Source organism: Xanthomonas sp. LF06-19, from assembly GCF_034105425.1.
Lineage (GTDB): Bacteria > Pseudomonadota > Gammaproteobacteria > Xanthomonadales > Xanthomonadaceae > Xanthomonas_A > Xanthomonas_A sontii.
Window position 1 is genome coordinate 28,828 of sequence record NZ_JAXGGH010000009.1, and the last position, 18,878, is coordinate 47,705.

Consider the following 18,878-nt stretch of genomic DNA (forward strand, 5'->3'; position numbering starts at 1 on the left):
TGAGCGGAATCGGGGGAGGCCACAGGGTCGGCATCCGGCTACCGACACGTCGCAGGCACGAGCCGCTGCGAGTCGTCAAAGTTTCATGTGCAACCACTGCCTGGCTGGTGTCTAATACCGCCCCCCACGCTGTGCCCCTCCCGTGAGCCTTCCCGATTCCGATCTGCGTCCGGACCTGGACCCGTTGCCCGACGACGGCACCGTCGTCACCGCCGGACCGCTGACCCCGCCGCCGGATTCGGCCGGCACCGTGCAGGATGCGCGCGCGCTGCGCCACAGCGTGGCCGAGGACGTGCAGGGCATGCTGCTGGCGACCCTGGTGGCCTCGCTGGGGCTGGCGGTGTTCGCCCATGGCGGGCTGATGATCGGCGGCATGGCCGGCGTGGCCTTCCTGCTGCACTATGCGCTTGGCTGGAACTTCGGCCTGATGTTCGTGCTGGTCAACCTGCCGTTCTATTGGCTGGCGGTGCGGCGCATGGGCTGGGAATTCACTCTCAAGACCTTCGTCGCGGTCGCCGCCTGCGGCCTGCTGACCGACCTGCTGCCGCGCTGGGCGCAGTGGGCGACGATGACGCCGCTGTTCTCGGCACTGGTCGGCGGCGCGCTGGTCGGCCTGGGCATCCTGTTCTTCATCCGCCACCGCGCCAGCCTCGGTGGCGTCGGCATCCTCGCGGTCTACCTGCAACGCAGCCGCGGCTGGAGCGCGGGCAAGGTGCAGATGAGCTTCGACGCGGCGCTGATGGCGGTGGCGTTCTGGCTGCTGGCGCCGCAGCAGGTGCTGTACTCGGCGATCGGCGCGGTGGTGCTGAGCCTGGTGCTGATGTTCAACCACCGCGCCGGACGCTACATGGGCGTGTGAGTCCACGGCCGGTCGCCGTCGCGCGATCGGCGACGTGCGCATCGCCGCACGCAGGTATTCCTCGCGGATGCGCGAACGTCTCGCGATCTGCACGTACCGCATCTGCTCATGCATGACATGCCTGCACTGCCTGCAGGCCAACGACGCATTGTCGCGCCGTGCTGCGCGCGACAGCCGCCGCGCTGCACGGCAACTGTCTACGGAATCTCCGCGGTGTCTACGGAATTGTCTTGCTGTCCAAGTGTGACGCAGCGCATGCTGCTGTCGAAGAAAGGGTGAGTGCGCACAGACGGCGCATGCGATCGCGGGGAGCGCGATCCACCCGCATGCCATGACCACGATGTTCGACGCCGCGCCTGCGCGGCGGCGCGGTGCTGCCTGTCCGGCGTGCCGCGACGGATGCCGGCGCTTACAGCTTTTCCACGGAACGAGGGGCAGTGCGATGAAACGTGCGATGGGATTCGTGGCATTGGTCTGTGTAGTGGTCGCGGCGTGTTCTGCCGTGAATCCGGGGCCAGGCCCCAATCCCGGCAGCGGTGGCGGGACAGTCACGCCGACACCTGCACCCGGGGCCGGGCCGGGGCCGATGCCGAGCGCATCGAGCTGCGCGCCACCGGCGGCGCCAGCGCCCTCGTGGTTCCCGCATGCGCAGACGCCGGCACCGGATTCGGCCGGCTTCCAGTCCAGCAGCAATTGCGCCTTCCATCAGTGGTCGTGGAATGCCTTCCTGTGGCTGACCCAGGACGTGGGCGGGCAGCCGCGCTTCCTCAGCATGTCCAGCGATGGCATCGGCGGCGTTGCCGACGGCGTCCTCGATCCGTTGATCGGCCGCTCGCAGCAGGCGCGCACGGTGGAACTGATCGATCAGGCCGGGCCGGATGGCGTGCTGGTGGACCGCCATGGACGCGCGGTCTATTACTCGATCCATTCCAACGACGTGTTCGGCCAGTTCATCGCCAGCAATCACCTGCAGGATCCGAACGCGTTGCGCGCCTTCGATCCCAAGGAAGCGTTTCCGGTCGGCAGCATGACCCTGAAGGCGGCATGGAAGGTGGTGCAGCCGGGCGAGGACGTATCCACGTTCTATACCCGCCAGGCGCAGATCGCCAAGCTGGGCATGCGCAAGGGCAAGATCGTCGCCACCGGCGACACCGAAACCCAGACCGTGGCGCTGGTCGGCTTCCACATCGGCGGCACGGTCGCCGGACATCCGGAGATGATCTGGGCCACGTTCGAGCACCGCGACAATGCGCCGGATGTGGACACGTCGCTCAATCCGGGCCAGCCCGTCTCCGACAAGGACTGGACCTTCTACAAGGCCGGTACCCCGATCGAACAGTGCAACGTTAACGCCGCCGGTGCCGGTGCGCTGACCTTGAACGCGCAGACCCAGACCCTGAGCCCGGTGACCCAGGTCTGCCGCATGGTGCCGTACGGCGGGCAGAAGCCGTGCCCGAGCGGCCAGGACTGCAACATCGCCAACATCCAGTCGATGAACACCTCGGTGCAGGGCCAGTTGAACGACGTGTGGAAGAACTACTTCGAGGTCGGCGCGATCTGGTTCGTGGCCAAGGAGGCGTTGGCGCCCAACTGCACGTTCCAGCCAGGTTCGGCCCTGGAATGCATTCCCTCGCCGACACCCGAAGGTGCGCCGCCGCTGCTCACCGGCTCGATCAAGCTGTCCAATTCCACCATCGAGACCTTCACCCAGGTGCAGAGCACGCAAAACAACTGCTTCGCCTGCCACAACACCACCCAGGTGATTTCGCCCGATCCGCGCGCGCAGTCGTTGCCGGGGCTGAACGTCAACATCAGCCATGTGGTGATCAACGACTACTTCCAGGCGCAGTTGCCGCAGAAGGCCCCGCCGGCGGCGCGGCCGGCCACGCCGCGCTGAGGCGCGCCCCTCTCATCCGGATCAGGAGCAAGTCACCATGACCAGCAACGTGTTTCGCGTGCATCCGGCAATCGGCATCGGCCGCGTTGGCGACAGCCAGGAGTTCTATCTCGCACCGGTGACCGCGGCCGGCACCCGCGGTGCCGACGGGCTGATGGGCGGGCTGCCGGTGCAGCCCGGCACCGAGTCCACGCCGATCACCGCCGAGCAGTTCCGCGACGCCGCCGGCAATGTCAAGCGCCAGGCCGCGCGCTTCCACATCTACGCCTACCCCAGCGGCAGTTCCGGCACGTATCCCAACGGCGGCGGCGTGCGCGTGGACGTCGGCAGCTCGATCGACGGCAAGACGGTCAAGGACATCGTGTGGACCGTGCATCTGGCCAACAAGAAGCTCAACAACTATTCGACGGTGAGCCAGGGCGGCCAGTTTCGCGGCATCGCCGCCTACGAGGAGCCCGGGCTGCTGGAACTGCGCAACCCGAACTATCCCGATGCCGCAAATCCCAGCGATCCCAACGATCCGACACGGTTGCGGCAGTTGGTGATCGATGCAGGCCCGCGCGCGCTCAGCGCCGCCGCGGCGGGCAGCGCCGTGGTTGGCTTCGACATGACCAGCACCGCCAGCTACGCCGATGCCAGCGGCACGATCCACCCGCAGCCGGCCTATCCGGTCAGCTTTCCCTCGATGTTCCATACGCTGCACGAACCGCTCGGCAAGCTCGATTCGTTGGGCGACATGCGCGTGGAGGCCAACGGCGCGCTGATCGTGGCCGGCGGCTTCGCCCGCACCTCGGCGGTGATCGGGGCCGATGGCAGCTATCCGCCGCTGGAGGACGCGACCGAGAACGGCCTGTGGTACGACGACGCGGCCGATGGCCCGGTCAATGCCGTGCTGATCTTCAACGACGGATCCACCGCCAGCGTGCAGGGTGCCTGGTACGTCACCGGCGATCCGGGCTATGCGCCGCAGACCCGCAACGTGGTGTCCACCTGGGACGACGTCTACGACGTGTGGGTGCGCGCACTGGGTCTGGTGCCGTCGCTGTACGCCAACAACGCATTCGTCGCCACCTACCAGCCGTCCTTCAGCGACGACATCCAGCCGATCTTCCACGCGGCGATGCTGCAGCGCTGGAACACCAATCTGCCGTCGGGAGCGGTCAAGGGCCACGACATGATCGGGCAGATCCAGCCCACCGACGATCCGAGCGCGAAGATTCCCAACCTGAAGACGCTGATCCGCGACCCGGCCTCCGCCGCCGACACCGAGACCGGGTCGCCGATGATGCCGCTGTCGCTGGGCGATGCGCAGAAGAGCTTTCTCAGCGTCAGTTCCACGCAGTACTTCCTGCTGAGCCAGTGGCACGGCAAGAACTACGTGCAGGGCGGCGCACCTGTGTTGGGCCCTGGCGAAGCGCTGGACCGCGTCACCCTGCAGAACTGCCTCGGCGGCCGCTACAGCCCGGGCATCGAGGTGTCGTTCCCGATCCGCGACGTCAATCTCTACGTGCAGGACTGGAAGGCCCAGGATTGCGGCCCGTTCCGCATCAACCAGGCCGCGCTGGACTACAGCAAGGCGAGCAAGGGCAGCGCGTTCCTGAGCTTCGGCTATGTGCCGCTGCAAACGCATCCGGTGGAGCCGGGCGACCTGTCCAAGTTCATGTCGGTGCCCTGGCATACCGACTACAACTCCTGCGCCACCCATCTGCCCGATCCCAATCCCGGGCAGCAGACGGTCAATCCGAACAACACCCTGTTCTGGTCGTGGCCGGCCGAGCGGCCGTTCGCGGTCTACCCGGCGGCGCTGTGCCAGGTCGATCCGGACGACAACACCTGGTACCTGGGGCCGCAGGTCTATTCGGTGCGTGGCGAAGGCACCGACAGTCCGTATCCGACCAGGGCCGGACGCTTCCAGGCGTATGCGGACTTCGTCGCCAACTGGTCCAAGGTGGGCTTCGTCATCAGTGGCGCGCAGATCGCGCAGGTTTCCGGCAAGCCGCCGTACCCGGCCGAGCTGTTTCTCGAAGTGGCGAGCCAGTTCGATCCGGGCCAGGAGTTCGTGGCGCCGTGGCCGATGGCGAACATGCCGGTCGATCCGAAGGTGTGATGAGCACGCACCTCGGGAGCATATGGACGTCTCTGGACGGGACACGCCGATGAGCGCGCACGACCGCTGCGCCGTCGCCATCGTCGGCGGCGGCGCGGCCGGCTGCGCCACGGCGCTGGCGCTGGCCGCGCGCGGGGTCGAGGACGTGGTCGTGGTCGACATGGGCCGTGCCGCAGGCTGGCGGCTGGGCGAGGCGCTGGCGCCGACCGCCAGTGCGGCGCTGCAGCGGCTGGGCGTGTGGGAGGCGTTCCTGGCGCAGCGGCCGCTGGCCTCGGCCGGCAGTTGCGCCAGCTGGGGCCGGCCGGAGCTGGGCTACAACGATTTCATCGTCGCCGGCCACGGCAAGGGCTGGCACGTGGACCGCGCCGCCTTCGACGCGATGCTGGCCGCGGCGGTGCCGGCGCAGGGCGGCACGCTGCTGCGCGGCCTGCGCCTGGGCGCGGTCGGCCGCGCCGCCGATGGCGATCACGTGCTGGAGCTGCACGAAGAGCAGGGCGGCGTGCGCCGGCTGCGCGCCGGGTTCCTGGTGGACGCCAGCGGCATTGCCGCCGCGGCGGTGCGGCGGCTGGGCGTTGCCCGCAACGAGGTGGATTGCCTGGCCTTCGTCGCCGGTGTGTTCGCGCTGGAGCAGGCCGAGGCGATTCCGTCGCAGGCCTTGTTGGAGGCCTGCGCCGACGGCTGGTGGTATGCGGCGAAGTTGCCGCATAAGCGCTTGATGCTGGCCCTGGCGCTGGAGCCGCGCCGGCAACGGCAGTACCTGGACCGCGACGTGTGGCTGGCAGCGGCGCGAACGACCCGGCACGTCGCGCAATGGTTGGCGCAGGGCGCGGCCCGCGCGCCGGAGGCCGATGGCCTGATCGCCGCACTGGGGCCGTCGGCGATTCTCAGCCGCGTGGTGGGCGCCGACTGGTTGGCAGTGGGCGACGCGGCCAGCGCCTACGATCCGCTGACCGCGCACGGCATCGTCAAGGCCCTGCAGGACGGCGAGGCCGCCGCGCACGCACTGGCAGCGCATCTGCAGGGTGCCGGCCCGGCGCCGCTGGCGGCGTACCAGGAGGGCGTGTTCGCGCGCTTCCGCGCCTACCTGCGCGAACGCGGGGCGCTGTACGCGCGCGAGCGGCGTTGGGCGCAGGCGCCGTTCTGGCAGGCGCGGCTGGCGGGGTGATGCCGACCGCCACGCCGTGCGCGAGCGGTAGAGGACGCCGGCGCTCAGATTCCTTCAACGCCAACCACTTGCCGGCGGTATGGGGCTGCCCCCGCACTATCCGTGCTCGCGTGCCAACGCCGCCGTTTCCGGCGTGACCCAGCGGGGGCGCATTTCCGCTGCATCGCGCGCGAGCCGGTGGCGACCGATCCGCGGTGATCCGCCCACGTTCACTGCGCGGGCGGTGCCGCTGCGGTCAGCCTGACGCTGCTGCGCTCGCGCTTGGACAGCAGCGGCAAGGTCACCGCCTGCTCGCCGGGCGCGGCGTACAGCCACAGCGCACAGCAGGCAGCGTAGGAGGTCAGGTTGCTGCTGCGGAAGGCGACGATGCTGGCGCTGTAGCAATCCGATCCGTGCCGCAGGCGTATGTCGGCGACGTAGTCGAACGTATAGTGACCGGGCCCGTGCCACGGCCATTGCGCGCGTTCTTCGGGGTCGCTGGTCGCTGCTGGAACCGGGCAGCGCGCGTCCGGGTTCGGCCGGCGTTGCCGGCCCTGTGCGTCGAAGCCGAGGCGCTGCAACTCCCGGTCCGCGACCGCGCGCAGTTGCGGGTGCTGCGTCAGCCAGCGTGCGGCGTCCTGCTCCTCGGTCGTGGCGTTCGCAGTATCTGGCGCAGGCGCCAGCGTATGCCGGTAGCGGTAGCGCACCTGCAGCACGCGGGAGCTGCTGTGCTCTTGTGGCAGCGGCGATAGCGGGCGCGACAGCGTCAGCGTGTCCTGGAAGTAGTCGCCGTCGCGATAGGCGGCATAGCTGCGGCCGTCGATGCGCAGCCAGTACAGGGTCTGATCGCTGCCTCGGCCGTTGATGCTGAAGGTGCCTGTCGCCGGCGCTGTGTCGGGTGCGGTGTTGGGCAGGGCAAGGAAGCCGTGTACGGGGTCGCGGCGCAGCACCGTGATCTCGGTGAACAGGCCAGTGCCGCCGACATAGGATGTGATCACCAGATCGCGTTGCCCGTCTTCGTCAAGATCGAGCAGGGTGTAGTGGTCGTCGCCGTTTTCGGAAACGTCGTCCTGCGCGGTGCCGGCGTCACCCAGGTATGTGCGCACCGCTTGCCATTCGTCTGCGGTGACGCCGGCCGGTTGCACGAGTGGCGCGGCTGCGGCGCCCGCTGCGGCGAGGTCGAAGCTCACGCCAGTGGTGTCCTCATGGCGCTGTAGCACCGTGTCGATCGGCGTGGGGTTGCTGGCCGGTTCGGCCTCGATCTCGCGGCGCAGCTGCTCGAGTACCTGCGGCAGCGTCGCCGTCCCGGGGGCGCCCGCATGCGCGGGCGCCGGGCATGCGGCCAGTGCGAGCAGCGCCGCCGTCGCCCACGATGTCGGCCGTATCCGTGGCATCCACCGTGGTGCGGCGGCGAAGCGCGCAGGCGCAGCAGGCGCTGCGGCGCCGCTCATGCGCTGCGCATCCACGGCGGATCCAGCTGCGCGATGCGCGCGAACGCCGGGCAGTCTTCGCGGTGCGCGCCGGGCAGGTAGCCCAGGCTCATCAGGAACTCGCCGGTGATCTCGCCGCCGGTGAAGCGGAAAGTGCGCTTGAACAGCTTGATCCACTCGGCCTTGCTGCGCGGATGCTGCGCGTCCAGCCAGGCGGCGAAGCTGCCGTGGCTGGCGCGCAGGCGCTGGATCACCTGCGCGTTGTGGATCGCCGCCTGCACCTTGAGCCGGTTGCGGATGATCCCGGCATCGCCGAGCAGGCGCAGCACGTCGGCCTCGCCGAAGGCCGCCACCGTGTCCACGTCGAAGCCGGCGTAGGCGGCGCGGAAGCCGGCGCGCTTCTTCAGCATCAGCTCCCAGCTCAGCCCGGCCTGGTTGATCTCCAGCACCAGCCGCTCGAACAGGTCGGCTTCGGCGCGTTGCGGCACGCCGTACTCGTGGTCGTGGTAGTGGCCGTGCACCGGGTGCCCGGGGGCGATATCGCAGTAGCTGCTCATGCGGCGGGTGTCCGTCAGTCGATCTGGTCGTTGGGGTCGGCGGGGTACAGCTCGGTCCGCTGGGTGCCGGGCAGTTGCAGGTCGGGCCAGCGCCGCGGCAGCACCTGCAGCTTGCCGTCGCGCAGTGCCTGGTACAGCGCCTCGGCGTTGTCGCCGTGGCGCGGGAAGAAATGCGTCCGCGCCACGTCGCGCCAGCCGCTGCCCAGGTCGGTGTGGATCCGGCATTCGACGCCGTAGCCGGCGCTGGCATTGCACAGCAGCACGTCGTCGTGGCCATCGCCATCCAGGTCGCGGCGCAGCGCCACGCACTGCGCGCCCTCGCGCCGGCAATTGCCGTCCTCGATCTTGCCGGCCAGCAGCGCCTGCCACCAGGCGGCGTCGGGCTCGGCGCTGCCGGCGGCCGGCACGATGCGTTGGCGCACCTGCAGCGGATCGGTGCTGCGCGGCGCATCCTCGTTGTCGCCGCCCCAGCGCTGCTGGCGCTGCAGCATCCGCTGCAGGCGCTCGCGCTGCACCGGATCGTCGGCGAACGCGGGCACCTCGCGCAGCGCCTGTACCGCCCGATAGCCACGGCGGCCGCTGTCGAAGCGCAGGTAGGCCAGGTCCAGTTGCGCGGCGCTGGTGCGGCCATCGGCCAGGCGCTGCAACTGGTCGCCGACGACCAGGCGGTAGGGGTCCAGCAGCGGCGAACTGGTCGCCAGCGCCAGGCCGATCACCACCCACGACAACACCCGGTTCACCGGCGCTAGCGGCTGCAGCCAGCGCGCGCCCGGGCGCAGCACCGCCCAGGCATAACCGCATGCGTAGCCGCAGGCGACCACCGCGACCAGCACGCCGGCAAAGCGCTCGGTACTCCAGCCGTACTGCCCGATGCGCAGCCACAGCGCGTACAGCGCCAGCCCTGCGTACAGCGGCAGGCTCAGCAGTCCGGCGTCGATCACCCGTTGCAGCCAGGCCGGGTAGGGCGCGTCGGCGGTGCCGTCCTGGTACACCGCATTGACGAAGACCACCAGCGTGGCCACCACCGCGATCAGGATGCTGGCCGCGGCCCGGGTCTCCCACAGCGGCTGCAGGCCGGTGAACGGCAGGCTCAGCGCGAACAGCACCGCCACGAACGCCAGCAGCGGCAGCAGCCCGGTGCAGATCGCGAACAGGATCTGCCGCATCACCTGCACCGCGCGCTGCTGGGTGCGGCCGATCAGGATGCCCAGGCCGAACATGGTGCCGGTGGCCAAGTAGACGAAGGCGGTCTGCCGGAACAGGTCGCGGAACAGGGTCAGCTTGACCAGCGCGAACAGCGCACCCCACAGCCACAGCACCAGCCAGCAGATCCCCACGAACAGCAGCGCCAGCGCCAGGGTCAGCGCGTTCTGCCAGGCATGCTCGAACAGGTCGCGGTACGGCGCCTGCCAGCGCCCGTGCTGCAGCCGGCACTGCAGCCACGGCAGCAGCACGAACATCGCCAGCGCCACGGTCGCAGCGAACGGGCCCAGCACCTGGCCGGCGCGCAGGCCGGGCGCGCCGGTGGCGTTCCACACCGCCCAGGCGGACAGGGCCGCCACCAGCACCGCCACCGCGACGGTGTGCTGCCACAGGCGCAGCGCGCCCAGGTGCCGCACCGACAGCAGGGTCATGGTCGGCACGGTCAGCACCAGGGTGTACCAGCACACCTGGCCGCCCAGGGAGCCGAACGGCCACAGGCCGCGCTCGGCGCCGCGCTGCGCCAGGTACAGCAGCGCGCCCTGCAGCAGGGCCACCAGCACAATGAAGGCGCGGGTCTGGCGTGGCAGATCGGGGGGCGTGTCCATGCGTGCGTGCTCCTGGGCGACCGGTCGCGGCCGCGGTCGGGCGGATTATGGCAGCCCGCCGCAGCCCGGGCAGCGCGCACGCGGGAGGGACGATAGAATGGGGCCATGTCCGCTTTGCCCACGCCTCTGGCCAACCAACTGCTGATCGCGCTGCCGGCGCTGTCCGATCCCAACTTCGCCCGCAGCGTGGCGCTGATCTGCCAGCACGACGAGAACGGCGCGATGGGCGTGGTGGTCAACCGCGCCTCCGAATACACCCTGGGCGAAGTGCTGGAGCAGATGGGCATCGAGACCATCGACGCCACGCTGCGCGAGCAGGTGGTGCTCAGCGGCGGGCCGGTGCATCCGGAGCGCGGCTTCGTCATCCACGACGGCGCGCATGGCTGGGATTCCAGCCTGGCGTTCGCCGACGGCCTGTACCTGACCACCTCGCGCGACGTGCTCGAGGCGATGGCGCGCGGCGAGGGGCCGCGCAACGCGGTGGTCGCGCTGGGCTGCGCCGGCTGGGGCGCCGGCCAACTGGAATACGAACTGGGCGAGAACAGCTGGCTGACCGCACCGGCCGATGCCGAACTGCTGTTCGAGCTGCCGCTGGAGCGGCGCTGGCAGACCGCGGCCGGGCGCATCGGCGTGGACCTGTTCCGCCTCACCGACTACAGCGGGCATGCCTGAGTCCGGCCTGCCTGCGCCTGGCGCACCCGCGCCCACCAGCGCCGCGCCCGCGACGATCCGCCGCGACGGCACCGTGCTCGGTTTCGACGTCGGTCACCGCCGCATCGGCGTGGCCGTCGGCAGTTGTTTCGGCAACGGCGCGCGCGCGCTGGCGGTGATCGACGTGCATGCGCAGGGGCCGGACTGGCCGGCGCTGGACCGCCTGCACGCCGAATGGCGGCCGCACGGCCTGGTGGTCGGCGATCCGCTCACCCTCGACGGCGCCGACCAGCCCAATCGCAAGCGCGCGCACGCCTTCGCCCGCGAACTCGGCGCGCGCTACCGCCTGCCGGTGGTGCTGGTCGACGAACGCTCCAGTTCGGTCGAGGCCGCGCAACGCTTCGCGGTGGACCGTGCCGCCGGCCGCAAGCGCCGCCGCGACGCCGCCGCGCTGGACGCGGTGGCCGCCGCGGTGATCGTGGAGCGCTGGCTGGCCGCGCCCGACGACGCCATTCCCCCTCCCTGATCCACTGCCCGGACCCGCCATGACTGATCCGCAACTCGATTCGAACGGGCGCCTGCGCCACCTGCTGACCCTGGAAGGGCTGCCGCGCGCGACCCTGCTGCAACTGCTGGACCGCGCCGGGCAGATCCGCGACGCGGCGGTGGGTCGGGTCGGCAAGCGCAACGTGCTGGCCGGCACCGCGGTGTGCACGCTGTTCTTCGAACCGTCCACGCGCACCCGCAGTTCGTTCCAGCTGGCCGCGCAGCGGCTCGGCGCCGACGTGCTGAACTTCGACGCCTCCACCTCGTCCACGCGCAAGGGCGAGACCGCGCGCGACACGCTGAAGAACCTGGAAGCGATGGGCGTGCGCGGCTTCGTCGTGCGCCACCCCGAGGATGGCGCAGTGGAGCGTCTGGCCGAGGCGGCGGGTGAGGGCACCGCGCTGATCAACGCCGGCGACGGCCGCAGCGCGCATCCCACCCAGGGCCTGCTCGACATGCTGACCCTGCGCCACGCCAAGGGCGGCGACTTCTCCAAGCTCAAGCTGGTCATCGTCGGCGACGTCAAGCACTCGCGGGTGGCGCGCTCGGACCTGCACGCGCTGCGCACCCTCGGTGCCGGCGAAGTGCGCGTGTGCGGCCCGCGCGCGCTGCTGCCCGACGACGGCACCCTGGACGGCTGCGTGGTCGGCGAGGACTTCGACGCCATGCTCGATGGCGTGGACGCGGTGATGATGTTGCGCCTGCAGCGCGAGCGCATGGAGGAAGGCCTGGTGACCTCGCTGGAGGACTACCACGGCCAGTACGGCCTCACCGCCGAGCGGCTGCGCCGCGCGTCCAAGGACGCGGTGGTGCTGCATCCGGGACCGATCAATCGCGGCGTGGAGATCACCGACGAAGTCGCCGACGGCGCGCAGTCGTGCATCCTGCGCCAGGTCGCCAACGGCGTGGCGGTGCGCATGGCGGTGCTGGAGACCTTGCTGGGCTGAGCCCGGCGCGCGTCACCCTGCCGTCGTAGGAGCGGCGCTTGTCCCCTTCGGGGATCAGCCGCGACGGGCCTTCCCGGTAGCGCCCATCGCGGCTGAAGCCGCTGCTACTCCGTCTTGCCGAGCATCCGCTGCCGAAGGTGGCGAACGGCACATTCGCGCCACCCCCAATCGGCCTACCATCGGCGGCGATCCTCCCCACGGACGCCACCATGATCCTTGTCCTGCGCCGCGCTGCGTTCGCCGCGGCTTGTGTTTCCCTTGTCGCCGCCGCCCAGGCCGATGCCGCCACTGCCGCCGCCGCGGATGGCGCCGGTACCTACGATCCGCAGGCGCTGTTCGCACCGCTGCAGTTGCCGCAGCCGGCCAACGCCTACCGCAGCGGCGGCGGCGTGCCCGGCCCGCAGTACTGGCAGAACCGCGCCGACTACGACCTGCACGCCACCCTGGAACCGGCCACGCACACGCTGCGCGGCCAGGAGACCATCACCTACAGCAACCGCAGCCCGGACACGCTGGACGTGCTGTGGCTGCAGCTGGACCAGAACCTGTACCGCGTCGATGCCCGCGCCCGCACCCTGCGCGCCGCGCGTGCCGACCGGCCCGCGCCGCAGAGCACCGAGGGCTACCGCATCGCCAAGGTGGAACTGGAGCAGGGCGGCAAGCGCGTGGCGGCCACCTTCCTGATCGACGACACGCGCATGCGCGTGGATCTGCCGCAGCCGCTGGCCAGCGGCAAGGCGCTCAAGCTGCACATCGACTACGCCTACACCGTGCCCGGCACCTGGGGCGGCCGCACCGCGGTCACGCCCACCCCCGACGGCGACATCTACGAGATCGCGCAGTGGTATCCGCGCATGGCGGTGTACGACGACCTGCGCGGCTGGGACACGCAGCCCTACCTAGGCGCGGAGTTCTACCTGGAATATGGCGATTTCGACTACGCGGTGACGGTGCCGTGGAACTATCTGGTGGCCGGTTCCGGCGAACTGGTGAATCCGGCGCAGGTGCTCACCGCCACCCAGCGCCAGCGTTTGGCGCAAGCCGCCGCCAGCGACAGCACGGTGACCATCCGCGGCGCCGATGAGGTGGGCACGCCGGACAGTCGGCCCAGCGCCAGCGGCACCCAGACCTGGCGCTTCCACATGGACCACACCCGCGACGTCGCCTTCGCCGCTTCGCCGGCGTTCGTGTGGGATGCGGCGCGGATCAACCTGCCCGAGGGCAAGCATGCGCTGGCGATGTCGGTGTATCCGCGCAGCGCGGTCGGCAGCGACAAGTGGGGCCGCTCCACCGAGTTCGTCAAAGCCTCGATCGAACACTTCTCGCAGTGGTATCCGTACCCGTGGCCGGCGGCGGTGAACCTGGGCGGCCACGGCGCCGGCATGGAGTACCCCGGCATCGTCTTCGACGACATGGAGGACGGCGGCAAGCAACTGTTCTGGATCACCGCGCACGAACTCGGCCACGGCTGGTTCCCGATGATCGTCGGCTCCAACGAGCGCCGCCACGCCTTCATGGACGAGGGCTTCAATACCTTCATCGACGTCTACGCCTCCGACGCGATCAACCATGGCGAATTCGCGCCCAAGCGCGATGGCGAATACGCGCCCGGCGGCGGCAACCCGGTGGACGAGATCCTGCCGCTGCTGGCCGACGCGCAGGCGCCGACCCTGCTCGATCGCGCCGACGCCACCAGCGAGAAATACCGGCATCCGCTGACCTACTTCAAGGGCGCGCTGGGCCTGGTGCTGCTGCGCGAACAGATCCTCGGCCCGGCGCGCTTCGATCCGGCGTTCCGCAAGTACATCGCCACCTGGGCCTACAAGCACCCGACGCCGTCGGATTTCTTCCGGCTGATGGAGAGCGAGGCCGGCGAGGATCTGAGCTGGTGGTGGCGCGGCTGGTATTTCAACAACTGGCAGCTGGACATGGGCGTGCGCGCGGCCGCTTACGTCGATCATGATCCGGCCAAGGGCCTGCTGGTGACCCTGCGTAGCCGCCAGAAGCTGGTGATGCCGGCGACCTTGCGCATCGACTTCGCCGACGGCAGTCATCTGGATCAGCGCGTGCCGGTGGAGACCTGGATGCAGCAGACCCAGCCGCAGATCCGGGTGCCGAGTACGCAGAAGGTGCTGCACGTGACCCTGGATCCGGACCATGTGCTGCCCGACGCCGACCGCAGCGACAATCGCCTGGACACGGTGAGCTGAGCGCGTTGCGGCCATCCGGCGCCTGTTCGGCGTCGGATGGCCCGCGCAAACGTGCTGCGGCCGCAACATTCGCGGCCGCGCAGCGCCGGCGTGCGCTTGTCCCTGCGCGGTGCGCCGACGGCGATGGCGATGCGCGCGATGCACGGCCGTTCGCCGTCGTTGCCGGCGAGGTGCGTCCAACGCAGCGTGCGTGCGGGAAGCCTGTCCCCGGCTGTCGCTGTCTGTCTCCTGCGGACCGTGCGTGTCCGCTTGTCCTGTCCCGCGCGGCGAACGGAGCGCAGGGTTCCAGTTCTGCGTCGCGGCGATTGCGCGGGCCGCCGCGTGCATTCCAAGAATGCCGCCGGCCCCCACGCCCCGTGCCGGCGCATGCATGCACTGTCATGCGTCGTGCACTCATCGCGACAGATGGGAGAGACATCATGCAGCAGCAGTTCCGCAGGGGCGCACTGGCGCTCGCTCTGGCCGTCGGCGCCGCCCCGGCCTTCGCCGGCCCGGTCGGCTACGGCGCCAACACCACCGGTGGCGGCAACGCCATTCCGGTCAACGTCGCCACGATGGAGGCGATGCAGGCGGCGATCGACAACTACGCCGGCTCCGGCGGCCTGGTGCTCAACTACACCGGCAGCTTCAACTACGCCAGCATCACCGACGTATGCACGCAATGGAAGCTGCCGGCCAAGACCGTGCAGATCAAGAACAAGCGCGACATCACCATCAAGGGGGCGAACGGCTCCTCGGCCAACTTCGGCGTGCGCGTGGTCGGCAATGCGCACAACGTCATCATCCGCAACATGACCATCGGCCTGCTGCCCGGCGGCGAGGACGCCGATTCGATCTCGCTGGAAGGCAATTCCAGCGGCCAGCCGTCCAACATCTGGGTGGACCACAACACCATCTTCGCCTCGCTGACCAAATGCCCCGGCGCCGGCGACGCGTCCTTCGACGGCGGCATCGACATGAAGAAGGGCGTCAACCATGTCACCGTATCGTACAACTACATCCACGACTACCAGAAGGTCGCGCTCAACGGCTACAGCGACAGCGATACCCAGAACGCCGCGGCGCGCACCACCTACCATCACAACCGCTTCGAGAACGTGGAATCGCGCCTGCCACTGCAGCGGCGCGGGTTGAGCCACATCTACAACAACTACTTCAACAACGTCTTCACCTCCGGCATCAACGTGCGCATGGGCGGGGTGGCGCTGATCGAAGCCAACTACTTCGAGAACATCAAGAACCCGGTGACCTCGCGCGACAGCAGCGAGATCGGCTACTGGGACCTGATCAACAACTACGTCGGCAGCGGCATCACCTGGACGGTGCCGGAGAGCACCAGCAAGCCCTACGCCAACGCCACCACCTGGATCTCGTCCAAGACCTATCCCGAGTCGCTGGGTTACATGTACACGGCGATCCCTGCCGCGCAGGTCAAGGCCAAGGTCATCGCCACCGCCGGTGCCGGCACCAACCTGGCCGAGTAAGGCACGCCGCCTCCGCGCCCGACGGCGCGGAGGCCGGTCGCCCGGGCGGTCGCGGATATATGCCGTTTACGACATTCTTGGTGTGCGCGTGGCGACGCCTGCGGCGGTAAGTGTGACGTGCGCCGGCGCCGATAGGGCGCCTTCTAATCCTTGTTTCACATGGAATTTACGAGTGCGCAACGGTGGCGTGAGGGAGACGCGCAACGTGGACATCGTAGTCACGATGCTGAGGGAATTTAGAAAACTGTGCGCAGTTGCGCATCAAGATTCTTTACGGGTCGCCGTTACCTAGTACGAGTACCCGCATGGGACACCCCCGATGCGGCCGGTGCTGGAAGTGTCTTTTCCTTCTTCTCCGTCGCATCGCGCCCAGGCCGTTGGCCCGAGGGTGTCCTGCGCGATCCAGGTCGTGGCGCGGGCTGCTCTCCTTTTCTTACTTGGTGGCCCCTCATGATCGGAATCCTGCAACGCTACAACGTCGGGACGCGGCTCGCGTCCGCCTTCGGCGTCCTCATCCTGCTCTCCTGTGCGCTCGTCGTCGCCGGGCTGCTGACGCTGAAACAGGCGCGCGAGATGATGGACACCATCGTCAACCGGCGCATGCAGATCCTCGATTACACCGGCGAAATGCGCAATGCCAGCGCACAGGTGGCGGTCAATCTGCGCAACATCGTGCTGCCGACCACGCAGGAAGAGAACGAGCGATTCGCCAAGGCCGTCGACCAGCAGCGCCGCTACTACGGTGAGGTCCACGACAAGCTCTATGCGATCCCGGTCAGCGATGCCACCGGCGCGCAGATGCGCAAGGCCATCGACGACGCCTACGATCGGACCCGTCTCGCCAACCAGAAGGTCCTGGACCTGGGCATGGCCAACAAGGCCGATGAGGCATTGAAAGTCCTGATGGCGGAGGCCGGACCGGCGACGCAGCAATGGCAGGAGGCGATCAATACCTATGCCAACCGGCAGCGCACGCGCGGTGCCGAGGCCTACGCCGGCGCCAACGTCGCGATGGACCGCGGCCGCAGCCTGCTGGTGGCCGGTGGCGTGCTCGTGGTGCTGGTCAGCGGCCTGCTGGCCTGGCTGATCACCCGCAGCCTGACCGTGCCGCTGACCCGCGCCACGCGTGTCGCCGAGGCCATCGCCAGCGGCAAGCTCGACAACGACGTACGCACCGACGCCCGCGACGAAACCGGACGTCTGCTGGTCGCGATGCAGGGCATGCAGCAGCAGGTCAGCAACCTGATCGGCGCGCAGTTGGAAATGGCCAAGCGCCACGACGCGGGCGAAGTCAGCCATCGCATCGAAGCGCAGGCCTTCCCGGGCGACTACGGGCGCATGGCGGCCGAGACCAATGCGCTGGTGGCCTCGCACCTGGCGGTGAAGACGCGCCTGGCGCAGATCATGGGCCGCTACGCGATCGGCGACCTGTCGCAGGACATGGACCGCCTGCCCGGCGAGGAGGCGGTGCTGAGCCAGACCATGGACGAGGTCAAGGCCAACCTGTCGGCGATGAACGGGCAGATCAAGCAACTGGCGACGTCCGCCGCCGACGGCGACTTCAGCGCGCGCGGCGACGCCGAGCGCTTCCAGTACGACTTCCGGGTGATGGTGGACAGCCTCAACCAGTTGATGGCCACCGCCGATGGCAACCTGCAGGCGCTGTCGACCCTGCTGCAGGCGATCGCCGCGGGCGATCTGACCGCGCGCATGCACGGCGATTTCCGCGGCGTGTTCGCGCAGATGCGCGACGACGCCAATGCCACCGCCGAGCAGCTGGCCGGCATCGTCGGACGCATCAAGCACTCGGCGGTGTCGATCAATGCCGCGGCCAGCGAGATCGCCGCCGGCAACGACGATCTGTCGCGCCGCACCGAGCAGCAGGCCGCCAGCCTGGAAGAAACCGCAGCCTCGATGGAGGAACTGACCTCCACCGTTCGCCAGAACGCCGAGCACGCGCGCCAGGCCAATCAGCTCGCCGCCGGTGCGGCCTCGGTCGCCTCGCAGGGCGGCGACGTGGTCGGCCAGGTGGTGACCACCATGAGCGGCATCGAGGATGCGTCGCGGCGCATCGCCGACATCATCTCGGTGATCGACGGCATCGCCTTCCAGACCAACATCCTGGCCCTCAACGCGGCGGTGGAAGCCGCGCGTGCCGGCGACCAGGGGCGCGGTTTCGCCGTGGTCGCCAGCGAGGTGCGCACGCTGGCGCAGCGCTCGGCCAGCGCGGCCAAGGAGATCAAGAGCCTGATCGACGATTCGGTGAGCCGCGTCGCCGAAGGTTCGGTCCTGGTCGACCGGGCAGGCAAGACCATGACCGAGATCGTGACCTCGGTGCAGCGTGTCACCGACATCATGGGGGAAATCTCCGCCGCCTCGCAGGAGCAGTCGGCCGGCATCGAGCAGGTCAACCAGACCGTGACGCAGATGGACGAGAGCACCCAGCAGAACGCGGCCTTGGTGGAAGAGGCCAGTGCGGCGGCGCGCTCGATGGAGCAGCAGGCGGTGGAACTGAGCCAGGCGGTGGCGCTGTTCAAGCTCGACGCATCCGCGGCCACGCCGGTAGCGCAGGCACCGCGGCACCAGGCCACCGCGACGCCCGCGGGCAAGCGCAACGTCCTTCCGGCAGCGGCCAAGGCCGCACCTGCGCGGCGTGCGGCGCAGCCGGCGGCGGCGATGGCGCTGGACAAGGATTGGCAGGAGTTCTGAGCCGCACGGCGCCTGTCATCGGCGAGCGGCGCAATGCGCGTCGCTCGCCTGTCGCGTATCGGTTGCCTTGCGGCCGCCGGTGCCGCATCCCGCAGATCCGAGGATGTTCCACTGCGGTCGCGATGCCGTGCCTGCCTTGGCGCGGCACGCTGTTTCTGACCGACGCCCACGCCGCGCGCGTGGGCGTCCTGCTCCTTCCTCACGCCTGCGTGGGGCTTACGCGCGTGTTGCCCGCGTGAGCATCCAGCACGCCGTCACGTGCGCCGCTGCCGTGCAGCAGACGCCGTGCGCGTGATGCGACGCGTCCCTTGTACGACAGCATCGCTGCCGCCGTGGCTGCGGCCGCGGGTTCCCGGCTGACGCTGCGAAGTGACCGCGATCGCGTTCCTGGCCTTCGCATCGCGTGTCGAGGTCTCCGTTGTGCGGCCAATCGGAAAACTTTTTCCTCGCTGCGACCTCGCGCCGCAAGCAAGCGTCGTGCCGGCCGTTGCAACATGACGTGCACGCGGTATTCACGCGAAAACGCCGA

Annotated in this window: 13 protein-coding genes; 10 read left to right on the plus strand and 3 right to left on the minus strand. The window is 69.4% G+C overall.

Annotated features, from left to right (window positions below; genetic code table 11):
* Positions 1–142: 142 nt before the first annotated feature.
* The 4 genes from SLW55_RS17220 to SLW55_RS17235 all read left to right on the plus strand — a co-directional run bounded on the left by SLW55_RS17220 (position 143) and on the right by SLW55_RS17235 (position 6,028).
* Positions 143–859 carry a YitT family protein gene (locus tag SLW55_RS17220; RefSeq protein WP_053069717.1) on the plus strand — a complete coding sequence of 239 codons (717 nt, stop codon included), beginning with the start codon at positions 143–145 and terminating at the stop codon, positions 857–859.
* A 586-nt stretch (positions 860–1,445) separates the two neighbouring features.
* Positions 1,446–2,756: a hypothetical protein gene (locus tag SLW55_RS17225; RefSeq protein WP_267099362.1), complete on the plus strand. Its 1,311-nt coding sequence runs from the start codon at positions 1,446–1,448 to the stop codon at positions 2,754–2,756.
* Between the two features lie 37 nt (positions 2,757–2,793).
* Positions 2,794–4,863, plus strand: a complete 2,070-nt coding sequence (locus tag SLW55_RS17230) for a LodA/GoxA family CTQ-dependent oxidase (RefSeq protein ID WP_267099361.1) — start codon at positions 2,794–2,796, stop codon at positions 4,861–4,863.
* 49 nt (positions 4,864–4,912) lie between these two features.
* Positions 4,913–6,028: an FAD-dependent monooxygenase gene (locus tag SLW55_RS17235; protein ID WP_267099360.1), complete on the plus strand. Its 1,116-nt coding sequence runs from the start codon at positions 4,913–4,915 to the stop codon at positions 6,026–6,028.
* 209 nt (positions 6,029–6,237) lie between these two features.
* On the opposite strand, the gene SLW55_RS17240 is transcribed toward SLW55_RS17235, so the two are convergent.
* The 3 genes from SLW55_RS17240 to SLW55_RS17250 are packed head-to-tail and all read right to left on the minus strand — an operon-like array spanning position 6,238 to position 9,802.
* Positions 6,238–7,458 (minus strand): hypothetical protein, encoded by a 1,221-nt coding sequence (locus SLW55_RS17240; RefSeq protein ID WP_320745480.1) that lies wholly within the window; start codon positions 7,456–7,458, stop codon positions 6,238–6,240.
* The gene (locus SLW55_RS17245) at positions 7,455–7,994 is read right to left on the minus strand and encodes a DNA-3-methyladenine glycosylase I (protein WP_043095742.1); all 540 of its coding nucleotides are present in this window, start codon (positions 7,992–7,994) and stop codon (positions 7,455–7,457) included. The genes SLW55_RS17240 and SLW55_RS17245 overlap by 4 nt, the downstream gene beginning before the upstream one ends.
* 14 nt (positions 7,995–8,008) lie before the next feature.
* Positions 8,009–9,802 carry a DUF4153 domain-containing protein gene (locus SLW55_RS17250; protein WP_320745481.1) on the minus strand — a complete coding sequence of 598 codons (1,794 nt, stop codon included), beginning with the start codon at positions 9,800–9,802 and terminating at the stop codon, positions 8,009–8,011.
* Positions 9,803–9,907: 105 nt separating this feature from the next.
* Here SLW55_RS17250 and SLW55_RS17255 point away from each other — a divergent pair, with 105 nt between their 5' ends.
* The 6 genes from SLW55_RS17255 (at position 9,908) to SLW55_RS17280 (ending at position 18,349) form a co-directional block, all read left to right on the plus strand.
* Positions 9,908–10,474, plus strand: coding sequence for a YqgE/AlgH family protein (locus SLW55_RS17255; protein ID WP_010344126.1), 567 nt, complete (start codon positions 9,908–9,910; stop codon positions 10,472–10,474).
* A gap of 7 nt (positions 10,475–10,481) precedes the next feature.
* The gene (gene ruvX / locus SLW55_RS17260; protein ID WP_152236613.1) at positions 10,482–10,979 is read left to right on the plus strand and encodes a Holliday junction resolvase RuvX; all 498 of its coding nucleotides are present in this window, start codon (positions 10,482–10,484) and stop codon (positions 10,977–10,979) included.
* A gap of 19 nt (positions 10,980–10,998) precedes the next feature.
* Positions 10,999–11,946, plus strand: a complete 948-nt coding sequence (locus SLW55_RS17265) for an aspartate carbamoyltransferase catalytic subunit (protein ID WP_017913284.1) — start codon at positions 10,999–11,001, stop codon at positions 11,944–11,946.
* A 209-nt stretch (positions 11,947–12,155) separates the two neighbouring features.
* Positions 12,156–14,156, plus strand: a complete 2,001-nt coding sequence (locus tag SLW55_RS17270; RefSeq protein WP_320745482.1) for a M1 family metallopeptidase — start codon at positions 12,156–12,158, stop codon at positions 14,154–14,156.
* Positions 14,157–14,575: 419 nt separating this feature from the next.
* Entirely contained in the window at positions 14,576–15,640 is a 1,065-nt protein-coding gene (locus tag SLW55_RS17275) for a polysaccharide lyase family 1 protein (RefSeq protein ID WP_017910646.1), read from the plus strand.
* 450 nt (positions 15,641–16,090) lie between these two features.
* On the plus strand, positions 16,091–18,349 hold the full coding sequence (locus SLW55_RS17280; protein ID WP_152236591.1) for a methyl-accepting chemotaxis protein: 2,259 nt from the start codon (positions 16,091–16,093) through the stop codon (positions 18,347–18,349).
* The last annotated feature ends 529 nt before the right edge of the window (positions 18,350–18,878 follow it).

Coding starts and splice junctions, on each gene's coding strand:
- SLW55_RS17255 (WP_010344126.1), top strand. CDS start 9,908: ATGTCCGCTTTGCCCACGCCTCTGGCCAACCAACTGCTGATCGCGCTG.
- SLW55_RS17235 (WP_267099360.1), top strand. CDS start 4,913: ATGAGCGCGCACGACCGCTGCGCCGTCGCCATCGTCGGCGGCGGCGCG.
- SLW55_RS17230 (WP_267099361.1), top strand. CDS start 2,794: ATGACCAGCAACGTGTTTCGCGTGCATCCGGCAATCGGCATCGGCCGC.
- SLW55_RS17250 (WP_320745481.1), bottom strand. CDS start 9,802: ATGGACACGCCCCCCGATCTGCCACGCCAGACCCGCGCCTTCATTGTG.
- SLW55_RS17240 (WP_320745480.1), bottom strand. CDS start 7,458: ATGAGCGGCGCCGCAGCGCCTGCTGCGCCTGCGCGCTTCGCCGCCGCA.
- SLW55_RS17280 (WP_152236591.1), top strand. CDS start 16,091: ATGATCGGAATCCTGCAACGCTACAACGTCGGGACGCGGCTCGCGTCC.
- SLW55_RS17225 (WP_267099362.1), top strand. CDS start 1,446: ATGCCGAGCGCATCGAGCTGCGCGCCACCGGCGGCGCCAGCGCCCTCG.
- SLW55_RS17275 (WP_017910646.1), top strand. CDS start 14,576: ATGCAGCAGCAGTTCCGCAGGGGCGCACTGGCGCTCGCTCTGGCCGTC.
- SLW55_RS17265 (WP_017913284.1), top strand. CDS start 10,999: ATGACTGATCCGCAACTCGATTCGAACGGGCGCCTGCGCCACCTGCTG.
- SLW55_RS17245 (WP_043095742.1), bottom strand. CDS start 7,994: ATGAGCAGCTACTGCGATATCGCCCCCGGGCACCCGGTGCACGGCCAC.
- SLW55_RS17270 (WP_320745482.1), top strand. CDS start 12,156: ATGATCCTTGTCCTGCGCCGCGCTGCGTTCGCCGCGGCTTGTGTTTCC.